The organism is Dyella nitratireducens (assembly GCF_014642835.1).
Lineage (GTDB): Bacteria > Pseudomonadota > Gammaproteobacteria > Xanthomonadales > Rhodanobacteraceae > Dyella_B > Dyella_B nitratireducens.
In genome coordinates this window covers 2,225,146-2,243,899 of record NZ_BMJA01000001.1, presented here as the reverse complement: position 1 = coordinate 2,243,899, position 18,754 = coordinate 2,225,146, and the positions used below count along the sequence as shown (strand labels likewise).

Annotated in this window: 10 protein-coding genes; 2 read left to right on the top strand and 8 right to left on the bottom strand. The window is 62.8% G+C overall.

What is annotated here, in order from left to right; translation table 11 throughout:
• Positions 1-180 precede the first annotated feature (180 nt).
• The 4 genes from IEX75_RS10310 to IEX75_RS10295 all read right to left on the bottom strand — a co-directional run bounded on the left by IEX75_RS10310 (position 181) and on the right by IEX75_RS10295 (position 2,581).
• On the bottom strand, positions 181-798 hold the full coding sequence (locus tag IEX75_RS10310) for a phage tail protein (RefSeq protein WP_188794114.1): 618 nt from the start codon (positions 796-798) through the stop codon (positions 181-183).
• Between the two features lie 120 nt (positions 799-918).
• Positions 919-1,536: a phage tail protein gene (locus IEX75_RS10305; protein ID WP_188794113.1), complete on the bottom strand. Its 618-nt coding sequence runs from the start codon at positions 1,534-1,536 to the stop codon at positions 919-921.
• 71 nt (positions 1,537-1,607) lie between these two features.
• The gene (locus IEX75_RS10300; RefSeq protein WP_425490520.1) at positions 1,608-1,925 is read right to left on the bottom strand and encodes a DUF6916 family protein; all 318 of its coding nucleotides are present in this window, start codon (positions 1,923-1,925) and stop codon (positions 1,608-1,610) included.
• A 53-nt stretch (positions 1,926-1,978) separates the two neighbouring features.
• Entirely contained in the window at positions 1,979-2,581 is a 603-nt protein-coding gene (locus tag IEX75_RS10295) for a GNAT family N-acetyltransferase (protein ID WP_188794111.1), read from the bottom strand.
• Positions 2,582-3,408: 827 nt separating this feature from the next.
• Here IEX75_RS10295 and IEX75_RS10290 point away from each other — a divergent pair.
• On the top strand, positions 3,409-3,681 hold the full coding sequence (locus IEX75_RS10290) for an XAC0095 family protein (protein WP_188794110.1): 273 nt from the start codon (positions 3,409-3,411) through the stop codon (positions 3,679-3,681).
• A gap of 590 nt (positions 3,682-4,271) precedes the next feature.
• On the opposite strand, the gene IEX75_RS10285 is transcribed toward IEX75_RS10290, so the two are convergent.
• The 3 genes from IEX75_RS10285 to IEX75_RS10275 all read right to left on the bottom strand — a co-directional run bounded on the left by IEX75_RS10285 (position 4,272) and on the right by IEX75_RS10275 (position 8,680).
• Complete coding sequence (locus IEX75_RS10285; RefSeq protein WP_188794109.1) at positions 4,272-4,721, bottom strand: DUF3617 domain-containing protein; 450 nt, start codon at positions 4,719-4,721, stop codon at positions 4,272-4,274.
• A 73-nt stretch (positions 4,722-4,794) separates the two neighbouring features.
• Positions 4,795-6,822: an alkaline phosphatase family protein gene (locus IEX75_RS10280; RefSeq protein ID WP_188794108.1), complete on the bottom strand. Its 2,028-nt coding sequence runs from the start codon at positions 6,820-6,822 to the stop codon at positions 4,795-4,797.
• Positions 6,823-7,030: 208 nt separating this feature from the next.
• The gene (locus IEX75_RS10275) at positions 7,031-8,680 is read right to left on the bottom strand and encodes a multicopper oxidase family protein (RefSeq protein ID WP_188794107.1); all 1,650 of its coding nucleotides are present in this window, start codon (positions 8,678-8,680) and stop codon (positions 7,031-7,033) included.
• Positions 8,681-8,905: 225 nt separating this feature from the next.
• Here IEX75_RS10275 and IEX75_RS10270 point away from each other — a divergent pair, with 225 nt between their 5' ends.
• On the top strand, positions 8,906-9,388 hold the full coding sequence (locus IEX75_RS10270; RefSeq protein WP_188794106.1) for a hypothetical protein: 483 nt from the start codon (positions 8,906-8,908) through the stop codon (positions 9,386-9,388).
• 316 nt (positions 9,389-9,704) lie between these two features.
• On the opposite strand, the gene IEX75_RS24305 is transcribed toward IEX75_RS10270, so the two are convergent.
• Positions 9,705-18,641 carry an autotransporter-associated beta strand repeat-containing protein gene (locus tag IEX75_RS24305; RefSeq protein ID WP_188794105.1) on the bottom strand — a complete coding sequence of 2,979 codons (8,937 nt, stop codon included), beginning with the start codon at positions 18,639-18,641 and terminating at the stop codon, positions 9,705-9,707.
• Positions 18,642-18,754 lie beyond the last annotated feature (113 nt).

The following is an 18,754-nucleotide window of genomic DNA, read 5'->3' as shown; positions in this document are numbered from 1 at the left end:
TGCGCGGCGTAGAACCTGCATCTCTTCGCGGAAATGACATCCAGCGCACCCGGAAACTGACCAGGCGTGTCACATGCGCGAAGAAGCCTACGGGAATTTTGCACGATCCAATTCGAGTCCCGACGCCTGCCGCCACGTGAAAGGCGGACGGCGAGGCGCGAAGACTGGACATCCATCGGCTCAACCCCGCGTTGGGAAAATGCCCTGCATCGAAATGATGGCCGTGAGACCGAGGTAGGGAGACTGCACCGAAACCGGCTGGCTGCCGCCCGTAGTACCCACGGTGATCGCAGGGAGCGTACCGGTCGACTGCAGGGTAAAAGGCTTCAGGTTGGTATTGGCCGCGGTCGTGGTGTACAGCTCACCTGGCCGGCCGCCGGCGCTGATCGATCCCAACACTGTGGTCGCTCCGGGGTTTGCCGCAACGGTGCCGGAGGTCGGCGACGAGCAAGCCGGGACCGAAACACTGCCGCTTACCGACAGGCTGCCGCTGCTTTGCGCCGTATGCGTATGCGCAGGCAGGTTGCTGAGGGTGAGCTGGATCGATTCACTGCCGCCCATCTCGCCGGGATCTACCGTGGCAAGCCCCATACCCGTGCCCGTGCCAACCGGCGAGCGTCCGCGTAGATCAGGCAGGCCGAACGTGCTTTGGCCATTGCCGCCATAGACCGTCCCCAACAAGGCGAACAGCGCCTGGTTTTGGACGATCGATATCAAATTGCCAACGCATTGGGCCCAGCCGACGGGCGCGAACGTAAAGCCAACAAAACGAATTTCGCCGATATACGGATCGCTCATGATGTTCCCCCTGCTTGAAAGTGAAGGATCGAGTGGTTACGTCACCACCCGGTGCGGCGGCGCTGCGCCGCACGGGTCGATATCTTTGGAACGCAGGCCATGCATGGCCGCGATCAAGCCTCAGGAACGGGTCGGGTAAATGCCCTGCAACGCGATGATGGCCGTGAGACCGAGGTAGGGCGATTGCACCGAAACCGGCGTACTGCCGCCCGTGGTACCGACGGTGATCGCAGGGAGCGTACCGGTCGACTGCAGCGTAAACGGCAGGAGATTGGTGTTGGGCGCCGTCGTGGTGTACAGCTCACCTGGCCGGCCACCGGCGCTGATCGATCCCAACACCGCGGTCGGTCCGGGGGTTGCCGTAACGGTGCCGGAAGTCGGCGACGAGCAAGCCGGGACCGAAACACTGCCGCTTACCGACAGACTGCCGCTGCTTTGCGCTGTATGCGTGTGCGCAGGCATGTTGTTGATGGTGAGCGTGACGGATTCGATGCCGGCTTTCTGGCCAGGCACTACCGGACTAAGCCCCAGGCCGGTGCCCGTACCGACCGGCGTGCGTCCTTGCAGATCAGGCAGGCCGAACGTGCTTTGGCCGTTGCCGCCATAGGTTGTACCCAACAAGGCGAACAGCGCATTGTTCTGGCTGATCGACATCAGGGCTCCGTTGCACAGAGCCCAACCGATCGGCGCGAAAGTGAAACCAACAAAACGAATTTCTCCAAGAAACGGATCGCTCATGATGTTCCCCTGCTAGAAAGTGAAGGATCGAATGATGACGTCGCTACCCGGCACGACAGTTCTGTGCCGTGCTATGCGGTGTCGTTGGAACGCAGGTAATGCATGACTGCAGTCAAGTTGGCCTGACCGTTGGCGCTGGGCCGCGTCGGCGTGGCAAGCAAATCCCAGCACGCGCCATCGGGCGCCGTAATGCGATAGGTATCCTGGGGAAGCCAGATGCCGACAGGCAGCTCGAAAATCGCCGAATAACTGACATACGTTTCATCCATCGCGACGCCGACTGGCGCAGCGGCCAGGCGCGCCTCGATGCGACTGCCATCGGCTGTTTCCAGCACGAACAATCGGTGTAGCGATGCCATGAGTGCTTCATGAGTTGGAACAGCCTGCATTTGCCCCCCTTGTTGCGTTCGCGGCCGTGCCGCCAACGTCATGCAAACGTCGACTACTGAAAGTGATGACTCAAACCTCTTACTGACGTCCGCGCCCCTTCATCGTCCAAGGGCATGGCACGCCGATGCATCAGTTCGTAGATACCGTTTTCGCCGGTCGGCACGAATCCAAGCCGGCGATACAGCGTGCGAACCGGATTGTTGAATTCCACAAACAGCTGCATGGGCATCTGTTTTTGCGCCGCTTCGGCCACGATCGCGCGCATCAAGCGCGTACCAATGCCTGCACCGCGATACGCCGGCAACAGCGCGATATCGATCAACTGGACAACGTCACCATGCCAATCGTGGTAAAGCCGGCCGACGTTGCTCTCACCTTGCATGATGATGTCGAAACGACCCTGTGGATAATGCCGGCGGTAATAGTCGTGCTGGATGGAAAACTGGCTTGCGAGCAGCGTCTCGGCTTGTTCGAGCGGCATGCCCGCACTCATGAATTCCTGCATTCGCGTGGACGAAAACACATCGCGAAGAAAATCCATGTCTGCATCGGTGGCGGCGCGTAACGCGAGCTCGTCATGCGAAACGCAAACACCAAGGCTTGCCGTCATACTTTCGGCGGCAGCCGGATCCTGCAAGATTTTGCGGCCGTCCATCCCCCACCAAGCCCCTGCGCCCTGTCCTTTGGGGCCAGCAATCTACGCGGCCGACTGTTAAGGTTAGATCAAGAGGATCTGCCTTGCGGACAACTGATCGCTGTTACGTGGCGGGAAGAAGGTAAAGAGTGCGCGATCGAGCAAGGGAAGGAAATTTTTCAGCGAAAAAAATCGCTGGGTCTGGCGCGGGTTGCATAGCACTGAGATCAGTGAACTGCTCGGATCGGAAGGCCAAGAAAGTCCAGGTTACCCGATAGAAGTGCAATCTGACCTTAGTTTCTGAAATCGTGCTCGAACCAGGATTCGCCGATGGGCTGATAGACCGCTGACATGGCCGCGACCTCACCCCGTTCTCAGCGGCGAAACGAATAACCATCTGCGCTTATCGACGTCATCCAATCTTTGTATCAAGTAGGCATTCGCTAACACAGCGAATCATTCGAGCCCGACAGATGGCGAGATGCATTTCATGCGAAGGTTCGGCTGTCGGGCGTGCCCATCCCAAATGATGATGACTTACGACACGCCCGACATGAGAGAAGTAGCGCGGATCGCCTGGGAGGCAACCCAAACGATCCGCTGGCCACCACCAACTAACTAGCGAGTTGACTATGGTTATCGATCATCATAAGGCACCTGCACATCTTCGTGCTCCCACCCTGGTGCATTTCCCCTACTTCTCCGCCGCGCGGACCGCGCGACGTCGAGCCGAAGTGGGCACTCGTCGAAACGGAAGCAGCTGATTCCGACAAAACGAGCAGGATTTTTCCTGAAGCCCTTCACGCCGCGCGCAATACGCGGCGTGACCTAAGCGAGTGGAGAACACCATGGAAGACATGCACAGCGGCCGCTGCGGGCCGCAACTTTATCTATTGTCACGAGAGGGCTACGAAACCATAAAACGTATTCAAGCCATGCTGGATTTGATGGCGCACATTACCTACAACGACGAACACACGGCGAATGGCGACGCCATGATAACGATGGGACGCGCGGAGCTTTTCTTTATCTTTCAGGCTGTCAACATACAGCTGGATGATGTGCTTGACGGTGTAGGTAATGAGAATTGGCTTGGCGATTCAAGCCCTACGTGGCAGTAGAAGCAGAAAAGCACGTTCTAGACTCGACGTCATTCCGGCGAAGGCCGAGGCGCTTTTCAACAGCGAAGCTGGTCAATCTATGGCCAGTGCGAAGCATGGATTCCGGCCTTCGCCGGAATGACGACTCGCGCTGAAGCAGCATCGCGTGAACTTCGACTTTACCGCTTTGCTTCCTCATCAATGCGCAGGCTGGGATGAAATCCCAGCTCTCTTGCGGTTCCGGGTGCTGGGATTTCATCCCAGCCTACACGGACTCAGGTATCCCCTTTTTTTTCTCTGAAGCGTTGTTCGAAGCAGAAAAGCCTGTTCTAGCCTCGACGTCATTCCGGCGAAGGCCGGAATCCATCGCCAGTACGAAGCATGGATTCCGGCCTTCGCCGGAATGACGATAAGGCAAGATTGAAGACTATGGTGACAACAAATTCCTCGCTGCATTGCTTTGCAAAAAGTGCCTATACAGCGGCAATTTTCTGAGCTTCGACAAAATCTTCGCCGGGCAGCAATGTGCCTTCACCGGAATGACGACTCGCGCTGAAACAGCATCGCGTGGACTTCAGCTTTACCGCTTTGCTTCCCTATCCCAACCGATATCAATCGCTCGGACTGGTGCAGGCGGCATAGCGCTTGCCTTCGATCTGCAGCACATCATGGCCTTCCAGCTTTACGCTGCCGGTGTAGTGATCGGGCGCATCCAAGGTGATATGCCCATTGCCGGCGTGCTCGCTGCAGTTCACTTTCCAGGCCAGTGCCGTGCTGGTTCGATGTTCGTTGCTACGCTGGCAATTGGTGGCAGGTGCCATCGAGTCCACAAATGTTGTCCAGGGATCACCACCGTCGTAAAGGCATTTCCACTTCACCTGGTCCTTGCCGTCCTTGAGCGTGTGCAAGGTGATCTTCCACAGGCCTGGCATGGCCTGGAAATCAGCGGGATCGGCATGTGCACCGTTGCTGATGGCAGCGGATGCGCTCATCAACACCAACGCGGCCACCGGATTGGACCAGCGGCTGAGATAACCGGTAGAACGGGCTAGCAGGCTCATCGTTCACATCACGAAAAGGTGGAAAAAAACATACCCTGCCTGCTTGGCAGGCAGGGTATGTGCTGGAGCTTACTCAGTTTTGCGCGGTGCTGTCGCCGTCCCAATGACGGTGGAAGTCGAACATATCCATCAAGTCACCGATGGCCGGCGAGTTGAGCGGCACATACGGATTGTTGGGCAACGAGATCGGGTTCGGCAGGTTGTCGCGGCTGCGGCTGGAGATGGTTTCATCCAGATCCCAGTTCGCTTCCACGAATTTGTCGAAGGACACGTGATCGTAGTAGGAATGCACCACGCGGCCGCCCTTCGAATACTTCGACACCACCAGCAGCGGAATACGCGTGCCGTCGCCGAAGAAGTCGATCGGCTGCACATAGCCGGAGTCATAGTAGCCGCCGCCTTCATCGAAGGTGATCATGACGGCCGTGTTGTCCCACAGCTTCGGATTGGCCTTCACCGCATCCACGATCTTCTGCACGTAGCCTTCAAACAGCTCCAGCTTGCTTGAGGCCGGATGGCCGTCCAGCAGTCCATCCGGCTTGGCGATGGCCACCGCCGGCAGGGTGCCGTTCTGGATGTCGCTGTAGAGGTTGTTGATGTCCTGGTTGTTCGCGCGCAGGGTCGGGTTGGTCATGATCTGCGTGGAGTACAGGAACGGATCGCAGATGTTGCAGAAGGTGCCGGCTTCGCCGTCTTCCTTGCCACCATCCCAGCCTTCACCGTAGTACTTCCAGCTGACGTGACGACGCGACAGCAACAAGCCAAGGTTCTGTTGCTTGGTCGGCGGAATGGTGAACTGGTCCGCGCCCAGCGGTGCGGGCGTACCGGTGCCCAGGTAGCCGGGGTTGTAGTTGTTCACCAGGTAGTACGCACCCTTCTTGCAATCGCCGTGGCGGAAGGTGTCGTACGGCAGGCTCTTGAGGTACTTGCGCACGGCGCCGACACCCGGCTGGGTGTCATCGGAGCAGTTCACATAGGAACCGCCGCTGTAGCCGTCCTGCACCCACCAGTTGTTGGTGCCCGACTGCGTGTTCGGGTTTTCGATCTGGTTGGTCGGCGGCACGGCGGGATTGCCGTTGGCGTCGGCGTAATAGATCGCATCGCCGAAGCCCAGCATGATGTGGTTGGCACCCGTGCCGCCCATCACCGACTGGTGGAAGTTGTCGCTGAGCGCATACTGCTCGGCCAGCTGCTTGAAGTACGGTGCGTCGCCCTGCGCCATGTTGAGGAACTGCATGGAGGTGGAACCTTCACCGGTGCTTTCATCCGTGAAATTGGCCGGCTGGGTGTTGCCGTTGTTGCCGGCACCCATGGTCACTTCCACCCACGGGAACAGGTCCGCGCGGCAACCGCTGGGATTTTTCCAGGTGGCATGGCTGGTGCTGCAATCCAGCTGCTGCCACATCTGGAAGAAGCGGTGCACCGGGCTGTTGGCGTAGTCGTTGTAGCTGATCGAAGCGTGCATATCGACCGGTGCATTCGCCAGCGTGGCCGGGAAGCGCGTGTCGACGACATCGTTCGGCAACCCCGTGCCGCCTTCGGCGAGGTAGGGGTAGTAGGCGGTCGGCAAGGCCGGTTCGATCGCTTCTGCTTGCGCCACCGAAGAGAGATACGCCTGGGTGGGCGCGCCACCGGTGTTCATCGACGGCAGGTTGGTATAGGCGCTGGTGTGTGTGGGCGAATTCGTATAGTCGCCGGTCTGGCTCGCCTGCCACTGCTCCGCCTTGGCCACGTTCGGGCCAGGCGTGCCATTGGCATTGACGATGCCTTCGGACAGCAGGTTCTCGACCGTTTGTCCCTTCGGCGGCGTGTAGGTGGCGAACACGTGATCGAAGGTGCGGTTTTCACCGATCAGCAGGATCACGTGCTTGATCGGCGTGCGCGTGCGATTGCTCGCATCGGTAGAATCAGGGCTGTAGAGCGTGACGGCACCACCGGGTTGGCCGCTTACGGGCTTGATCGCGGTAGCAGGTACGTTGGCGCGAAATCTTGCGTCATTGGATTGATCGGCATTCTGCGCGTTCGCCACGCCGACAAGGCTGGTGATGAGTGCACAGAGTGCAAAGGGTTTCAACCGGGTACGGCCAAACTTCGTGGGCATAACTGGTGTCTCCTGCTGGCATGCTGCGAAAGCCTGCAATCGAGTAATCCCCCTGATTACGGTCTGCGATTTGGCTTATCCCCACAGACCGCCGGGAAGTCTGCGCCGCTCATGTGACGCAACGTTGGCAAGAGCGCGACATCGCGTCATAGAGCGATGACAATGGTGCGACAAACGTTACAAAGTGCACGCTGTATTGACGCTGCCTTTACGAATGCGCCGGCAATACCTGAAAGGGTCGCATCATTTCGTTGTCCTCATGTTCGAGGAAGTGGCAATGCCACACGTAACGGCCGGGCTCCCCGTCGAAACGCATGGCGATGCGCGTCACCATGCCGGAATCTGCACGCACCGTATCTTTCCAGCCAAGTTCTTGCGGCTCCGGCGGCACGGCGGGTCCCGTGAACTCCAGCTTGCGGTGGGCATTCCACGCAAACAGATCGAACGGCCGGCGATCGATCACCTGGAAGCGCACCAGATGCACATGGATGGGGTGTGCATCACCGGTAAGGTTGACGAAGCTCCAGGTTTCGATGCTGTTCTGGCGCGGATTTTCGGTGATGGGATCGGACCAGCGCTTGCCATCGAGCAGCATCTGCATGGCATTGCCGTTGGCATCGTCGATTTCGTTGAGCGTGAGAATGCGCTCGCGCGCGGCCGCGGCCGGATCGATGCGTGTGACCGGGCGCAGCGTTGCAGGCAACGCGGACATATCGCGGCTACTTTGCGCACGAACGCGAAACTCCACGATGCCTTGCGATTCATGGCGCAATTGCACGGATTTGCCGGCAAAGCCGGCAAAGTCGATGACCACGTCCGCACGCTCGGCGGGATAGAGCTCGATGCGTGCGCGTTCCAATGGCGCAGGCAGCAAACCTTGATCGCTGGCGATCTGCTGCATGGCTTGATCGTGCGATAGCGACAGATCGAAGAAGCGCGTGTTGGCGACGTTGATCAGGCGGAAACGATAGCGCCGTGGCTCGACGTCCAGATAAGGGAAAACCTTGCCGTTGCACAGCACGAGATTGCCGAGGCATTGCATCACCCACGGCGCATGGGGGTCATCCGACACGGGATAGTAGAGCTGTCCATCCTGGGCAACGAGCCGATCGCACAGTATCAGCGGCATGTCGTAGTCGCCGGAAGGCAGATGGAGCGCTTGTTCTTCCGCATCACGCACGATGTAGGCACCGAACAAGCCAGCGTAGATGTTGAGCCGCGTGATGCCCATCGCGTGATCGTGATACCACAGCGTGGCTGCATCCTGCCCATTGGGATAGCGATACAACACGGAATGCCCGGGCGTATACCAATCATCCGGAAAGCCATCCGCCTTGGCCGGCACGCGCGCACCGTGCACGTGGGTGATGGCGCGCACGTCGGGTTTGTCTCTTTCCGCGCCGTGCAGCGTGTGGTCGATCGGCAGGAAATGCTGCGAGGGCAGTGCGTTCACCCATTCGACTAAAAGCGGTTCGCCGCGCCGTGCTTCGATGCTCGGACCGGGAAATTGACCGTTGTAGCCCCACACCGGTGTCGTCGGAATATCGCGATGCAGGCGCACTTTGCATGCGCGCATCTCGATCCGATAACAGGGCAGTGTGTGGCCTGGATTGGCCGGATCTGCGCGCTGTTCCGCAGCACGCGCCACGGATGGAATGGGCAATGGGTCGACAAATCTCGCCAGCGACGTGGGATTGATCAGCGGCACCTTGGGCGCGGCCAACATCGCTGCGCTGGTACGCGCTGGCATCGCCATCGGCATGGTGGAAGCCCTTGCCATGCGCCATGTATCACCTAACGCATACGCGCCAACGAACGCGCCAGCACCACGCAGAAAGTCACGCCGCGTGATCGTCATGCGCGTTCCGCCTGACGGCGGCATGGAACCCGCCGCGAGCATCGGTTACCTGAGGTCATCCAACAACCCTACGGGGCGGGAATGACAGAAATGTTGCAACATCTCTTCATACCAAGAGTGGTCGATCGTGCGCGTAACGTGTTCAAGCGCGTCGTGGATCGGGTTCGCGCATACTAGCCTGCGCCGAAAAAAGGGGGATTTTTCATGTCCGAAACAAGCGGCCCGATGACCGGCGCACGTCCGCAGCTCAACGTCCGCTGGGTGTTCGGAAATATCGATGAACCCTTGCGTCGCGAACTGGTGGCCTTCTGGCTGAAGGAAGGCGCCCTGCCGAACCCTGATGAAGCCTGGCGCCGCTCGTTCGAAGTCGCGTGCGTGCTTCAGCATGAGCAGACGCGAAGCATTGCGGGCGTTTGCACGGTCGCGATCCGGCTGGACGATCATCAGCGTTCTTACGGATTCGTGCGCATCTTTATCCGGCCGGACAGTCGGATGGTTGGGATGAATGTGCGGCTGATGGAAAAGATGATCGAAGGCTTCACCGCGCTCGCGCGTGAGCCGGGCGGCCCGCAGCGCCTGGTGGCGACGATGGAGAACCGCAAGCTCGAGCGACGGGCGGGGCAGCGCATTCTTGCCCGGCTGGGCTTCGTGCATGTCGGCGTGGCGCCGAATGGTGAGTTGGTCATGCAGCGCCATCTCGTCACATAGTTGCTGTCCGGGAAAATTCGCCGCGCTCTAGACAAGCATCTGCCACTCAACCGAAGCCTCTATGTTTGCCAGCCCATTCAACGCTAGCGATTCGTCGCCCCGGCGAACGCCGGGGCCCAGTGTCTTTGACGATCTGCAAGTCGCTGGGTCCCGGCTTTCGCCGGGACGACGGATCTGGGAGTGTTGAATGTCCAGGGGAGTTTTGACGTCACGGCCAAGCAACCGCATGGCGTCCTGTCGATCGCATTTTCCCAGGACTCCCGTGCAAGGTCGCGGGCACCCCGACACGTCGTGTCGAGGTACCCACCCGGCTTCCTTAGAACTTCTTGGTAAAGCCCACGCTCAAGGCGTTGTCATTCACATGGCTGGAGAACTGTCCCTGGTAATCCAGGTACAGGCTCCACGACGCACCGGCCTGCGCAGTGATGCGCGCCCCCACCGTCGCCATGCCGCGGCCCGTCGTCTCGCCCGGCATGGCGAACACCGTGCCGTCGAAGCTGGTGGCTTGCACCACCGGGTTGCTGCCGCGCGTGTCGTAGCGATAACCCACATCGAATTGCGGCACGTAGCTGATGCCCTGGGCCACGAACGGGCGCGAGAACAGCACGCGTGCATACGGCTGCATGGTGTTGTACGAGCCATGGCCGTCCTGCAACAGGTAGGCCGGTGCCAACGGGTTGCTGCTGGCCATGGTTTCGCCGAAGCCACTCAGCGTCTGGTGCTGGTACAACGCGCCGACCGCCGGCGTCACCTGCCACTGCGCCGCCGCCATCGGCCATGCGGCTTGCAGCGCGATAGCGGTGATGTCGCCATCGGGTGTCGCCACGCTGTGGCCGATGCCGGTCTGGCGATTCACGCGATAGTTGGTCTGCGTGGCGTCGAGCACGCCCGACAGCACTACCGGTCCCGCGTTGGCATAGGCGTACACGCCACCGTGCACGCTGTCGATGCTGCCGTTGCCGTCCTGGTGGTCGCTGCCGTTGATGCGGTTGAAGCCGGCTTCCACGCCCAGGTGCACGGTCTCGGCCACTGCATGATCGAAGCCACCCTGCAGGCCGAACAGCGAGCTGTTCAAGCCGTTGGCGCCGGACAACGAATCACTGCCACCGCTGTATTGCACCCACAGATCGCTGTGGCACGCGGACGCCACCGTGTTGGCGTGCGCGGCGTTGTCGCCGTTGCACGCGGTATCGCCGGAACGCAGCGTGGCGCCGAGCACGGTGGTCAGCGATTGCTGGCCGGTCAGGTTGGCGCTGCGCATCAGGTTGGCGTACAGGGCGCCGTCGTGGGGCGCGACCATTACCGGGGCCATCACCAGGTCCACCTGCGTGCTGCTGTAGGTGACCTGCGGATCATTCGTCGTCGGCACTGACCCGCTGGCGGTGACCGTGCTGAACTGGCCGCTCAACGCGTTCGCCTGCACCAGCGTATAGCTGCCGCCCGGGTAGCTGCCTGGCGCGTAGATCAGGTTCAGCTTGCCGGCCAGGCTGGCATTGCCGTTCACCAGCAATTCCGAGGCCTGCGCCGGGGTGATGTCGATCTGCAGGCTGGCATCGGCGTTCTGCGTGTAGTTGCCGTTGATGGTCAGCACGCCGACCGAACCACCTGGCCACACCGTACCGTCGCTGGTCACGTTGCCGTCGATGGTGCCGTGGCCGCGCAGGGTGGCGCCGGCATCCACCGTGACGTCGTTCTGGATCGACGCGCTGGTGTGCGTGCTGTCACCCACTTCCAGCGTGCCCGCTTGCACGGTGGTACCACCGGTGTAGGTGTTCACGCCGTTGAGGATCAAGGTGCCGCTGCCGATCTGCGCCACGTTGCCGGTGCCGCTGATCACCGCGCTGTAGATCACCGTGTCGGAACGATCGAACGCCACCGTGCCGGTGCTGGTGACATTGCCGTTGATCATGCCGCTGGTGGTGTTGTTGGCCACCTGCAACAGGCCGCCATTGACGGTGGTGGTGCCGGTATAGGTGTTGTCGCCGGTCAGCACCAAGGTCCCGCTGCCCGTCTTGGTCAACGAGCCGTCGCCGCTGATCGAACCGCTGAAGCTGCCGTTGGTCGACTGGTTGAACGTCAGGTCGGCACTGCCGCCGCTGACCGGTGCGAACGTCACATTGCCGGCAATGCTGCTGCTGGTGCCGACCAGCGTGCCGTTGCTGATCATGGTGCCGCCGGTGTACGTGTTGGCGCCGGTCAAGGTCAGCGTGCCGCTGCCGGTCTTGGTCAGCGTGCCGGTGCCGCTGATCGTGCCGCTGAAGGTGCCGGTGGTCGACTGGTTGAAGGTGAGGTTGGCACTGCCACCGCTCACCGGCGCGAACGTCACGTTGCCGGTGAGGCTGGCGGTGTTGCCGACCAGGCTGCCGTTGGCGATCGTGGTGCCGCCGGTGTACGTGTTGGCGCCGGTCAGCACCAGCGTGCCGCTGCCCGTCTTGGTCACCGCTCCGTTGCCGCTGATCGCGCCGGCAAAAGTGCCGTTGCTCGACTGGTTGAAAGTCAGATTGGCGCTGCCGCCGCTCACCGGTGCGAACGTCATAGTGCCGGTGAGGCTGGTGGTGTTACCCACCAGCGTGCCGTTGGCGATCGTGGTGCCGCCGGTATACGTATTGGCGCCAGTCAGGGTCAGCGTGCCGGTGCCGGTCTTGATCAACGAACCGTCGCCACTGATCGTGCCACTGAAGCTGCCGTTGGCGGGTTGGTTGAAGGTCAGGTTCGCGCTGCCACCACTCACCGGTGCAAACGTCACGTTGCCGACGAGGCTGGTGGTGTTGCCGACCAGGCTGCCGTTGGTGATCGTCCATGCCTGGCTGGCATTGCCGGTACCGGTGAGCGTCCAGGTACTGGTGCCGCTCTTGGTGAACTGGGCGAAGCCCTGGATCGCCGCGTTGCTGCCCACCGCACCCAGTTGTCCCAGGTTGAAGCTGGCGTTGCTGTTGCCGCCGAGTTCGAGGGTGTCGCCACCGTTGCTGCTGCCGCTGGTGCTCACCACGTTGCCGTTGAACACATAGCCGGCTTCCAGCACCAGCGTGTTGCCGCCGCCGCTCAGATCGACGGCATCGGCTTGCACACCGCTGGCGCTCAGGCCTCCGCTGATAGTGCCGGCATTGACGATGGTCGAGTTGCCGCTCGACACCACGCCGACGCCACCCTGGGCACCCGTGCCGCCAGCGATGGTGCCGGTGTTGGTGAGAGTGAAATCGGAGCCGCTCACACCCGCGCCGCCGTTGCCATTCATGCCGGACTGTGCGCCGGCACCCGTGCCAGCACCGCCCTGGCCGCCGGCACCGCCAACCACCGAGCCGCTGTTGGTCAAGGTGAACTGCGTGCCCTGCACGCCACTGCCACCGGCCCCGCCCGCACCGCCGTTGCCACCATTGCCACCAACGCCTGCGGTACCGCTATGCGAGCCGCCGCCCGAGCCGGCGTTTCCACCAGAGCCGCCGGTGCCGCCCATGCCGCCGACCACCGAACCAGCATTGGTCAGGGTGAACTGCGTTCCCTGCACGCCATTGCCGCCGGTGCCACCCACGCCACCAGCACCGCCATCGCCGCCGAGGCCCCCATTGCCGCCCGTGACGCCGTTGCTGTTCCCATAGCCGCCTTGACCGCCGTTGCCGCCCGCGCCGCCGTTGCCACCCTGGCCACCGACGATCGATGCGTTGCTGTTATTGGTGAGGCTGAAGTTGCTGCCTCTCACGCCCGCGCCACCGGCACCGCCGTAGCCGCCCGTGCCACCAGCGCCACCCGCGCCGCCATCAGCGGTGGTGCCGCTGACAAGGAAATCGGTCGAGCCGCCGGTGGCGCCCAAACCGCCCTGACCGCCCGCGCCGCCGACGCCACCCGTGATCGAGTCGCTGTTGGTCAGACCGCTCTGACCAGCCGCATAGACGCCGGCGCCGCCCTGACCACCCACGCCGCCCGCACCGCCGAGGCCACCGTCACCGGCTATAGCGCTGCTGCTACCGGCACTGCCAGAAGGAAGTGGTGTGGCACCCCAATACTTGCCGCCATAACCGCCACGCCCACCCACGCCACCTGCACCACCCTGGCCACCGACGATGCTGCCGGTATTGGTGAAGGTAAGCCCCGAGCCGCTCACGCCCGCGCCGCCGATGCCACCGCTGCCGCCCATGCCGCCATTAGCACCGGCTGTCGGCGCTCCCGAGTACTTGGGACCGTGCATGGCGCCAAAACCGCCCTGACCACCGCTGCTACCTGCGCCGCCCGCGCCGCCGACCAGCTGACCCTGGTTATTCAGCACAAAACCGGTACCGCTGACCGCGGCACCGCCGGCGTAACCTGCACCACCCGCGCCACCGGCCGTGGCCGACGCGCCGGAAGAACCATTGCTGCCGCTGCTGCTGTTGGCAACGCCGTTGGCGCCGGTCACGGTCACGCTCGCGCCGGTCACGCCCACCGCCAGGGTGGTACCCGATGCCATGCTGACGCCGCCGCTGACGCTGCTGCCGGACCCGGCCAAGTCCAGCTCGCCGCCCTGCACCGACACACCTCCGCTAATGGTGGTGTCGCCGGCCAGCACCAGGGTGCCGGCATTGGTCTTGGCCAAGCCTGCGCTGGAAACCAGCGCGTTGTTGATCGTGGCGACCCAGCTCGCACTACCGCTGCTGCCATCGCCAACCGCGATCACCGGAGCGTTGCCGTTGCCGCTCACCAGGGTCAGCGAGCCGCCATTCAAGACGTAACCGTTGCTGGCGAACTGCAGGCCCGTGGCCTGCACGGCGCCCGCGCTGTTGTCCACCGTCACCGTGCCGGCCGCGCCGCCAAAAATGGCGAAGCCAGGGTGCGGCTGCATCGGCGCCGTGGCATCGCCACTCGCATCGGTCCAATTGGGCGAGGTCACCGACCAGGTGCCGCTGCCGCCGCCGAGCTGGCTGGCGCTGGCCTGGCCGTTCGCGTTCCAGAAGCTCAGCGTGAGGCCAGCCGTATTGAGCAAGTTGATCTGCTTGTCGGCAGACAGGTACTGGATCGAGAAGCTGCTGCCGGCTGGCGTGCTGCCCAGGTTGAGGCCGCCGTTGTTCTGCACCAGGCTGCCGCCGTAGCTGAACAGGTTGTACAAACCCGGTCCCATGCTGCCGTTGTTGCCGATGTTCACCGTGGCGCCATCCAGCTCCAGGTTGCCGGTGACGGTAACGTTGGTGCCGCTGCCGAGCGTGGTGAAGTTCGGACCGGGCGCACCCAACGAAACGTTGAGCTGGCTGCCCTGTTCGGCGACCAGGCTGCCCAGGGTCAAGGTGCCGGTGGAGCTGAGGCTTGCACCGGAGGCCAAGTCAACCTGGCCACCCACCGAACCGGAGCCACTCAGCGTGGCCCCGTTCTGCACATTGACGGCGCCCGCGATTGACCCGCCAGAAGCCAGCTGCAAGGTACCCGCCTGTACTGTGGTGCTACCGGTATAGGTGTTCGTGCCAGTCAAATCGAGCGTGCCGCTGCCCTGCTTGACCAGCGAACCACCGGTGCCGGCGATCACCCCGTCGAACTCTGTGTTGTTCGCAGTACCGAGCGTGAGCGTATTACCGCCCAAGGCGACTGTGCCCACGCCGGAAAGATCGCCGATGGCGGTGCCAGCATTAGTCAAACCGGAAATGTCGAAGCTGCTGCCACTGCTGACGTTGACGCCCCTCGATGCAGCAATGCTGCCGGCTCCCGACAACTGCAGCGTGCCGCCGTTGATGGTGGTGCTGCCGGTATAGGCATTGTCGCCGGTGAGATCGAGCGTGCCGCTCCCCTGCTTGACGACGGCACCACCGATACCAAGCGCGCCATCGGCGATCACGCCGTCGAACTCGCTGTTGTTCGCGGCACCGAGCGTGAGCGTGTTGCCGCCAAGCGTGACGGTGCCGGTGCCGGAAAGGTCGCCGATCGTGGCATCGAGCGTGGTCACGCCGGAAATGTCGAAGCTGCTGCCGCCGCTGACGTTGACGCCACTCGATGCGGCAATGCTGCCGGAGCCTGACAACTGCAGCGTGCCGCCATTGATCGTGGTGCTACCGGTGTAGGTGTTCGTGCCGGTCAGATCGAGCGTGCCGTTGCCTTGCTTGACCAGTGAACCGCCGCTACCGCCCGCAATACCGCCGTCAGCAATCACGCCATCGAACTCGCTGCTGTTCGCGGTACCGAGCATGAGCGTGTTACCGCCCAGGGCGACGGTGCCTGCACCGGAAAGATCACCAACGGTGGTGCCACCATTAGTCAAACCGGACATGTCGAGGCTGCTACCGCTTCTGACGTTGATGCCGCTCGATGCGGCAATGGTGCCGGAGCCCGACAATTGCAGCGTACCGCTGTTGACCGTGGTGCTACCGGTGTAAGTCTCCGTGCCGGTCAGATCGAGCGTGCCGCTGCCCTGCTTGACCAACGAACCGCCGCTGCCACCCGCAATGCCGCCGTCAGCGATCACGCCATCGAACTCGGTGCTGTTGGCGGTACCGAGTGTGAGCGTATTGCCACCCAGCGCAACCGTGCCCGCACCGGAAAGGTCGCCGATGGTGGTGCCACCATTGGTCAGCGCGGAAATGTCGAAGGTGCCGTTGTTGACGGTTACACCGCTGGACGAGGCAATGCTGCCGCTGCCCGACAACTCCAACGTGCCACCGCTGATGTTGGTCGCACCGCTGTAGCTATTGTCCGCGGTAAAGATGGTGGTGCCCGCCAGCTGGTCGACCGTGCCGGCTCCTGTGATCACTGGTGAAAACACGTAGCCGGTGTCGGTGTGGTTGAACACCAGCGTGCCCGAACCATTGCCGAAGGCGACGGTGCTGGTGTTCAACGTACCCGCCGCTGCGGGAGCATCGCCCGCCGCGGCGCCGATGTTCACGATGCCGACAGAGCCGCTATCCGCGGCGATCACGAAGCTGCTGGTAGCGGTGACGGTGCCGCCGTTAGCGACGGTGAGGCTACCCGTGCCGTCGTGATTGCCCACCGCGATGTTCGGCGAGCTGAGGCTTGAACCGCTGTCGGTAACCAGGACGGTACCGTTGGATCCACCGCCGTCGGCGATGGAGAAGAAGCTGCTGGCGCTGACCTGGCCGCCATCGGACACGGTGAGCGTACCGGTGCCAAGTTGGCCGACATTGATGAAGGTGCTGCTGGACAGTTGCGCACCGCTGGTGACGGTCACCGTGCCGGTGTCGGCTGCGTTCTGGCCGATGTTCAATTGGCCGTTACTGTTGACGGTCGCACCGTTGCTGACGGTCAGCGTACCGGTGCCGTTATCGCCCACCATGATGGGCGTACCACCGGGAGGAAGGGTGGCGGTAATGTTCGAGCCCGATCCATCGACCACCACGGTACCGTTGTCAATCAACGTCTTCGTGTTGGAAAGGGTGCCGCCGGACGTCACCGACAACGTGCCGCCGTTGACCGTCGTCGTACCCGAATAGTTGTTGGCGCCGGTAAGCGTTTCGTTCCCGGCATTCAGTGTCAATCCACCGCTGCCGCTGATGGAACCACTGAAGGTATCGCTGGCATTGGTTAGCGTCAGCGTGCGCGCACCAAGGTTGACGTTGCCATTTCCTCCCAGCGATTGGATGGAAGCTCCGCTCGTATTGCTGATGTCGAACGTGCTGTTGTCGATCACGCCAGCCGACTGGGCGATGCTGCCACTGCCGCTGAGCGCCAGCGCGCCGGCGCTGATGGTGGTAGTGCCGGTGTAAGTCTCCGCGCCGGTCAACAACAACGTGCCTGCACCGGTCTTGGTCAGCGCGCCGACGCCTGAAATCACGCCGTTGGCGGTCAGCGTCATGCCGGTGTCGACGTCAATACCGCCAGCGCCGGTCAGTGCCATGGCGCGGTTGGTGGTGATCGTTGCCGTGGCCTTGAGGGTGCCGCCATTGAAGGTGAGCGAGCCGGCCGTTGCACCCAAGTTGCTGTCGCTGGAAATCGCCAGCGTGCCACCGTTGAGAGTCCAGGCAGTGGTCTGCGTCGTGGTGCCGGTCAGGGTCCAGGTGCTGGCGTCTTGCTTTTCGTACTGCGTAAAACCCGTGTATTGCGCGCCGATCTGCGCCACGTTGAAGCTGCCGGCGTTGGCGCCGCCCAGGCCAAGCGTATCGCCACCGTTGCTGCTGCCGCTGCTGCTGACCACGTTCCCGCTGATGCTGGAGCCGGACTCGATCACCAGCTTGTTGCCACCGCCGCTGAAGGTAATGGCATTGGCCTGTACGCCGGAGCCGTTCACGCCGCCGGCGATGGAGCCGGCATTGAAGACCGTGGTTCCCCCGGTGGATACGATGCCCACACCGCCATTCCCGACGCTGCCGCCGGCTTCGGTGATGCTGCCACCGGTACCACCCTGGATTTGCCCGGTGTTGGTGATGACCGCGCCCGACGCTTCCACGCCATCGCCGCCATTCCCGCCACTGCCACCCGTGCCGCCGTCGCTGACTGCACCGCCGCCCGCGCCACCCGCGCCGCCAGTGATGGAGCCGGAATTGTTCAGCGAGAAACTGGTGCCGCTCAGGCCCGCACCACCGCCACCGCCGTTGGCTGCATGATAGCCACCGCCGCCGTTGCCGCCGCTGCCACCATTGATGGTGCCGGTATTACCGATGGTGCCGGCGCTGGTAAAAATGCCGCCGCCACCGCCGCCGCCGCCACCACCATAAGCCGAGCTGCTGCCGCTCCCGCCATGACCGGCATCGCCGCCGTGGCCGCCGCTGCCGCCGGTCACCGAACCCGAATTGGTAAAGGACGTGCTGCCGACCGTTTGCCCCACGCCACCACCGCCACCACCGCCGCCACCGGTCTCGCTCGGGAAGCCGCCACCACCACCGCCGCCGCCGCCATAGCCGTGGGTGTTCAATCCGCCACCCGCACCTGCGCCGCCGCTGACGCCCATCCTGCCGCCAGCGCCTCCGCTGCCGGCGAAGCCTTGGCCTGCCGAACCGGTGCCGGCAGCAGGTCCACCATTACCGCCCCCATTGGCATAGGCACCAGAGCTCACCGCACCAGCACCACCTTGGCCGATCGTGCTGCCTTGCACGCCGCTGCCGCCGTTGCCGCCAGAGGTACCGCAGATCGTGCTCGCGCTCGGCACGCAGGTTTGTGCCCATGCTGGCGAGGTCGCCAGGGCCAGCGCCATGCTCACTGCCAGCGCCAGCCTGCGCGATTTCGGCGCTTGCGCGGTCGCCGCGTCCGTCCCGCCCACGATGGCGCCGCCGGGCGCGTTCGTCAGTTCCGATGCGACCTGCATGACACCGAGCGTGCGATTGAAAACAATGCGGTAGATGCGATTCACGGCAATGGCCCCCTGTTGGCCTGTGTGTTGTTGTCGGGCATCGCCGCGTACCTGCGCGCGTGGCGTGCCTTGTCCGATCGAAGAAGAAGATCTGCGCAGCGCGGATGCGCCAC

Coding starts and splice junctions, on each gene's coding strand:
- IEX75_RS10290 (WP_188794110.1), top strand. CDS start 3,409: ATGGAAGACATGCACAGCGGCCGCTGCGGGCCGCAACTTTATCTATTG.
- IEX75_RS10295 (WP_188794111.1), bottom strand. CDS start 2,581: ATGGACGGCCGCAAAATCTTGCAGGATCCGGCTGCCGCCGAAAGTATG.
- IEX75_RS10300 (WP_425490520.1), bottom strand. CDS start 1,925: ATGCAGGCTGTTCCAACTCATGAAGCACTCATGGCATCGCTACACCGA.
- IEX75_RS10275 (WP_188794107.1), bottom strand. CDS start 8,680: ATGACGATCACGCGGCGTGACTTTCTGCGTGGTGCTGGCGCGTTCGTT.
- IEX75_RS10285 (WP_188794109.1), bottom strand. CDS start 4,721: ATGAGCCTGCTAGCCCGTTCTACCGGTTATCTCAGCCGCTGGTCCAAT.
- IEX75_RS10305 (WP_188794113.1), bottom strand. CDS start 1,536: ATGAGCGATCCGTTTCTTGGAGAAATTCGTTTTGTTGGTTTCACTTTC.
- IEX75_RS10310 (WP_188794114.1), bottom strand. CDS start 798: ATGAGCGATCCGTATATCGGCGAAATTCGTTTTGTTGGCTTTACGTTC.
- IEX75_RS10280 (WP_188794108.1), bottom strand. CDS start 6,822: ATGCCCACGAAGTTTGGCCGTACCCGGTTGAAACCCTTTGCACTCTGT.
- IEX75_RS10270 (WP_188794106.1), top strand. CDS start 8,906: ATGACCGGCGCACGTCCGCAGCTCAACGTCCGCTGGGTGTTCGGAAAT.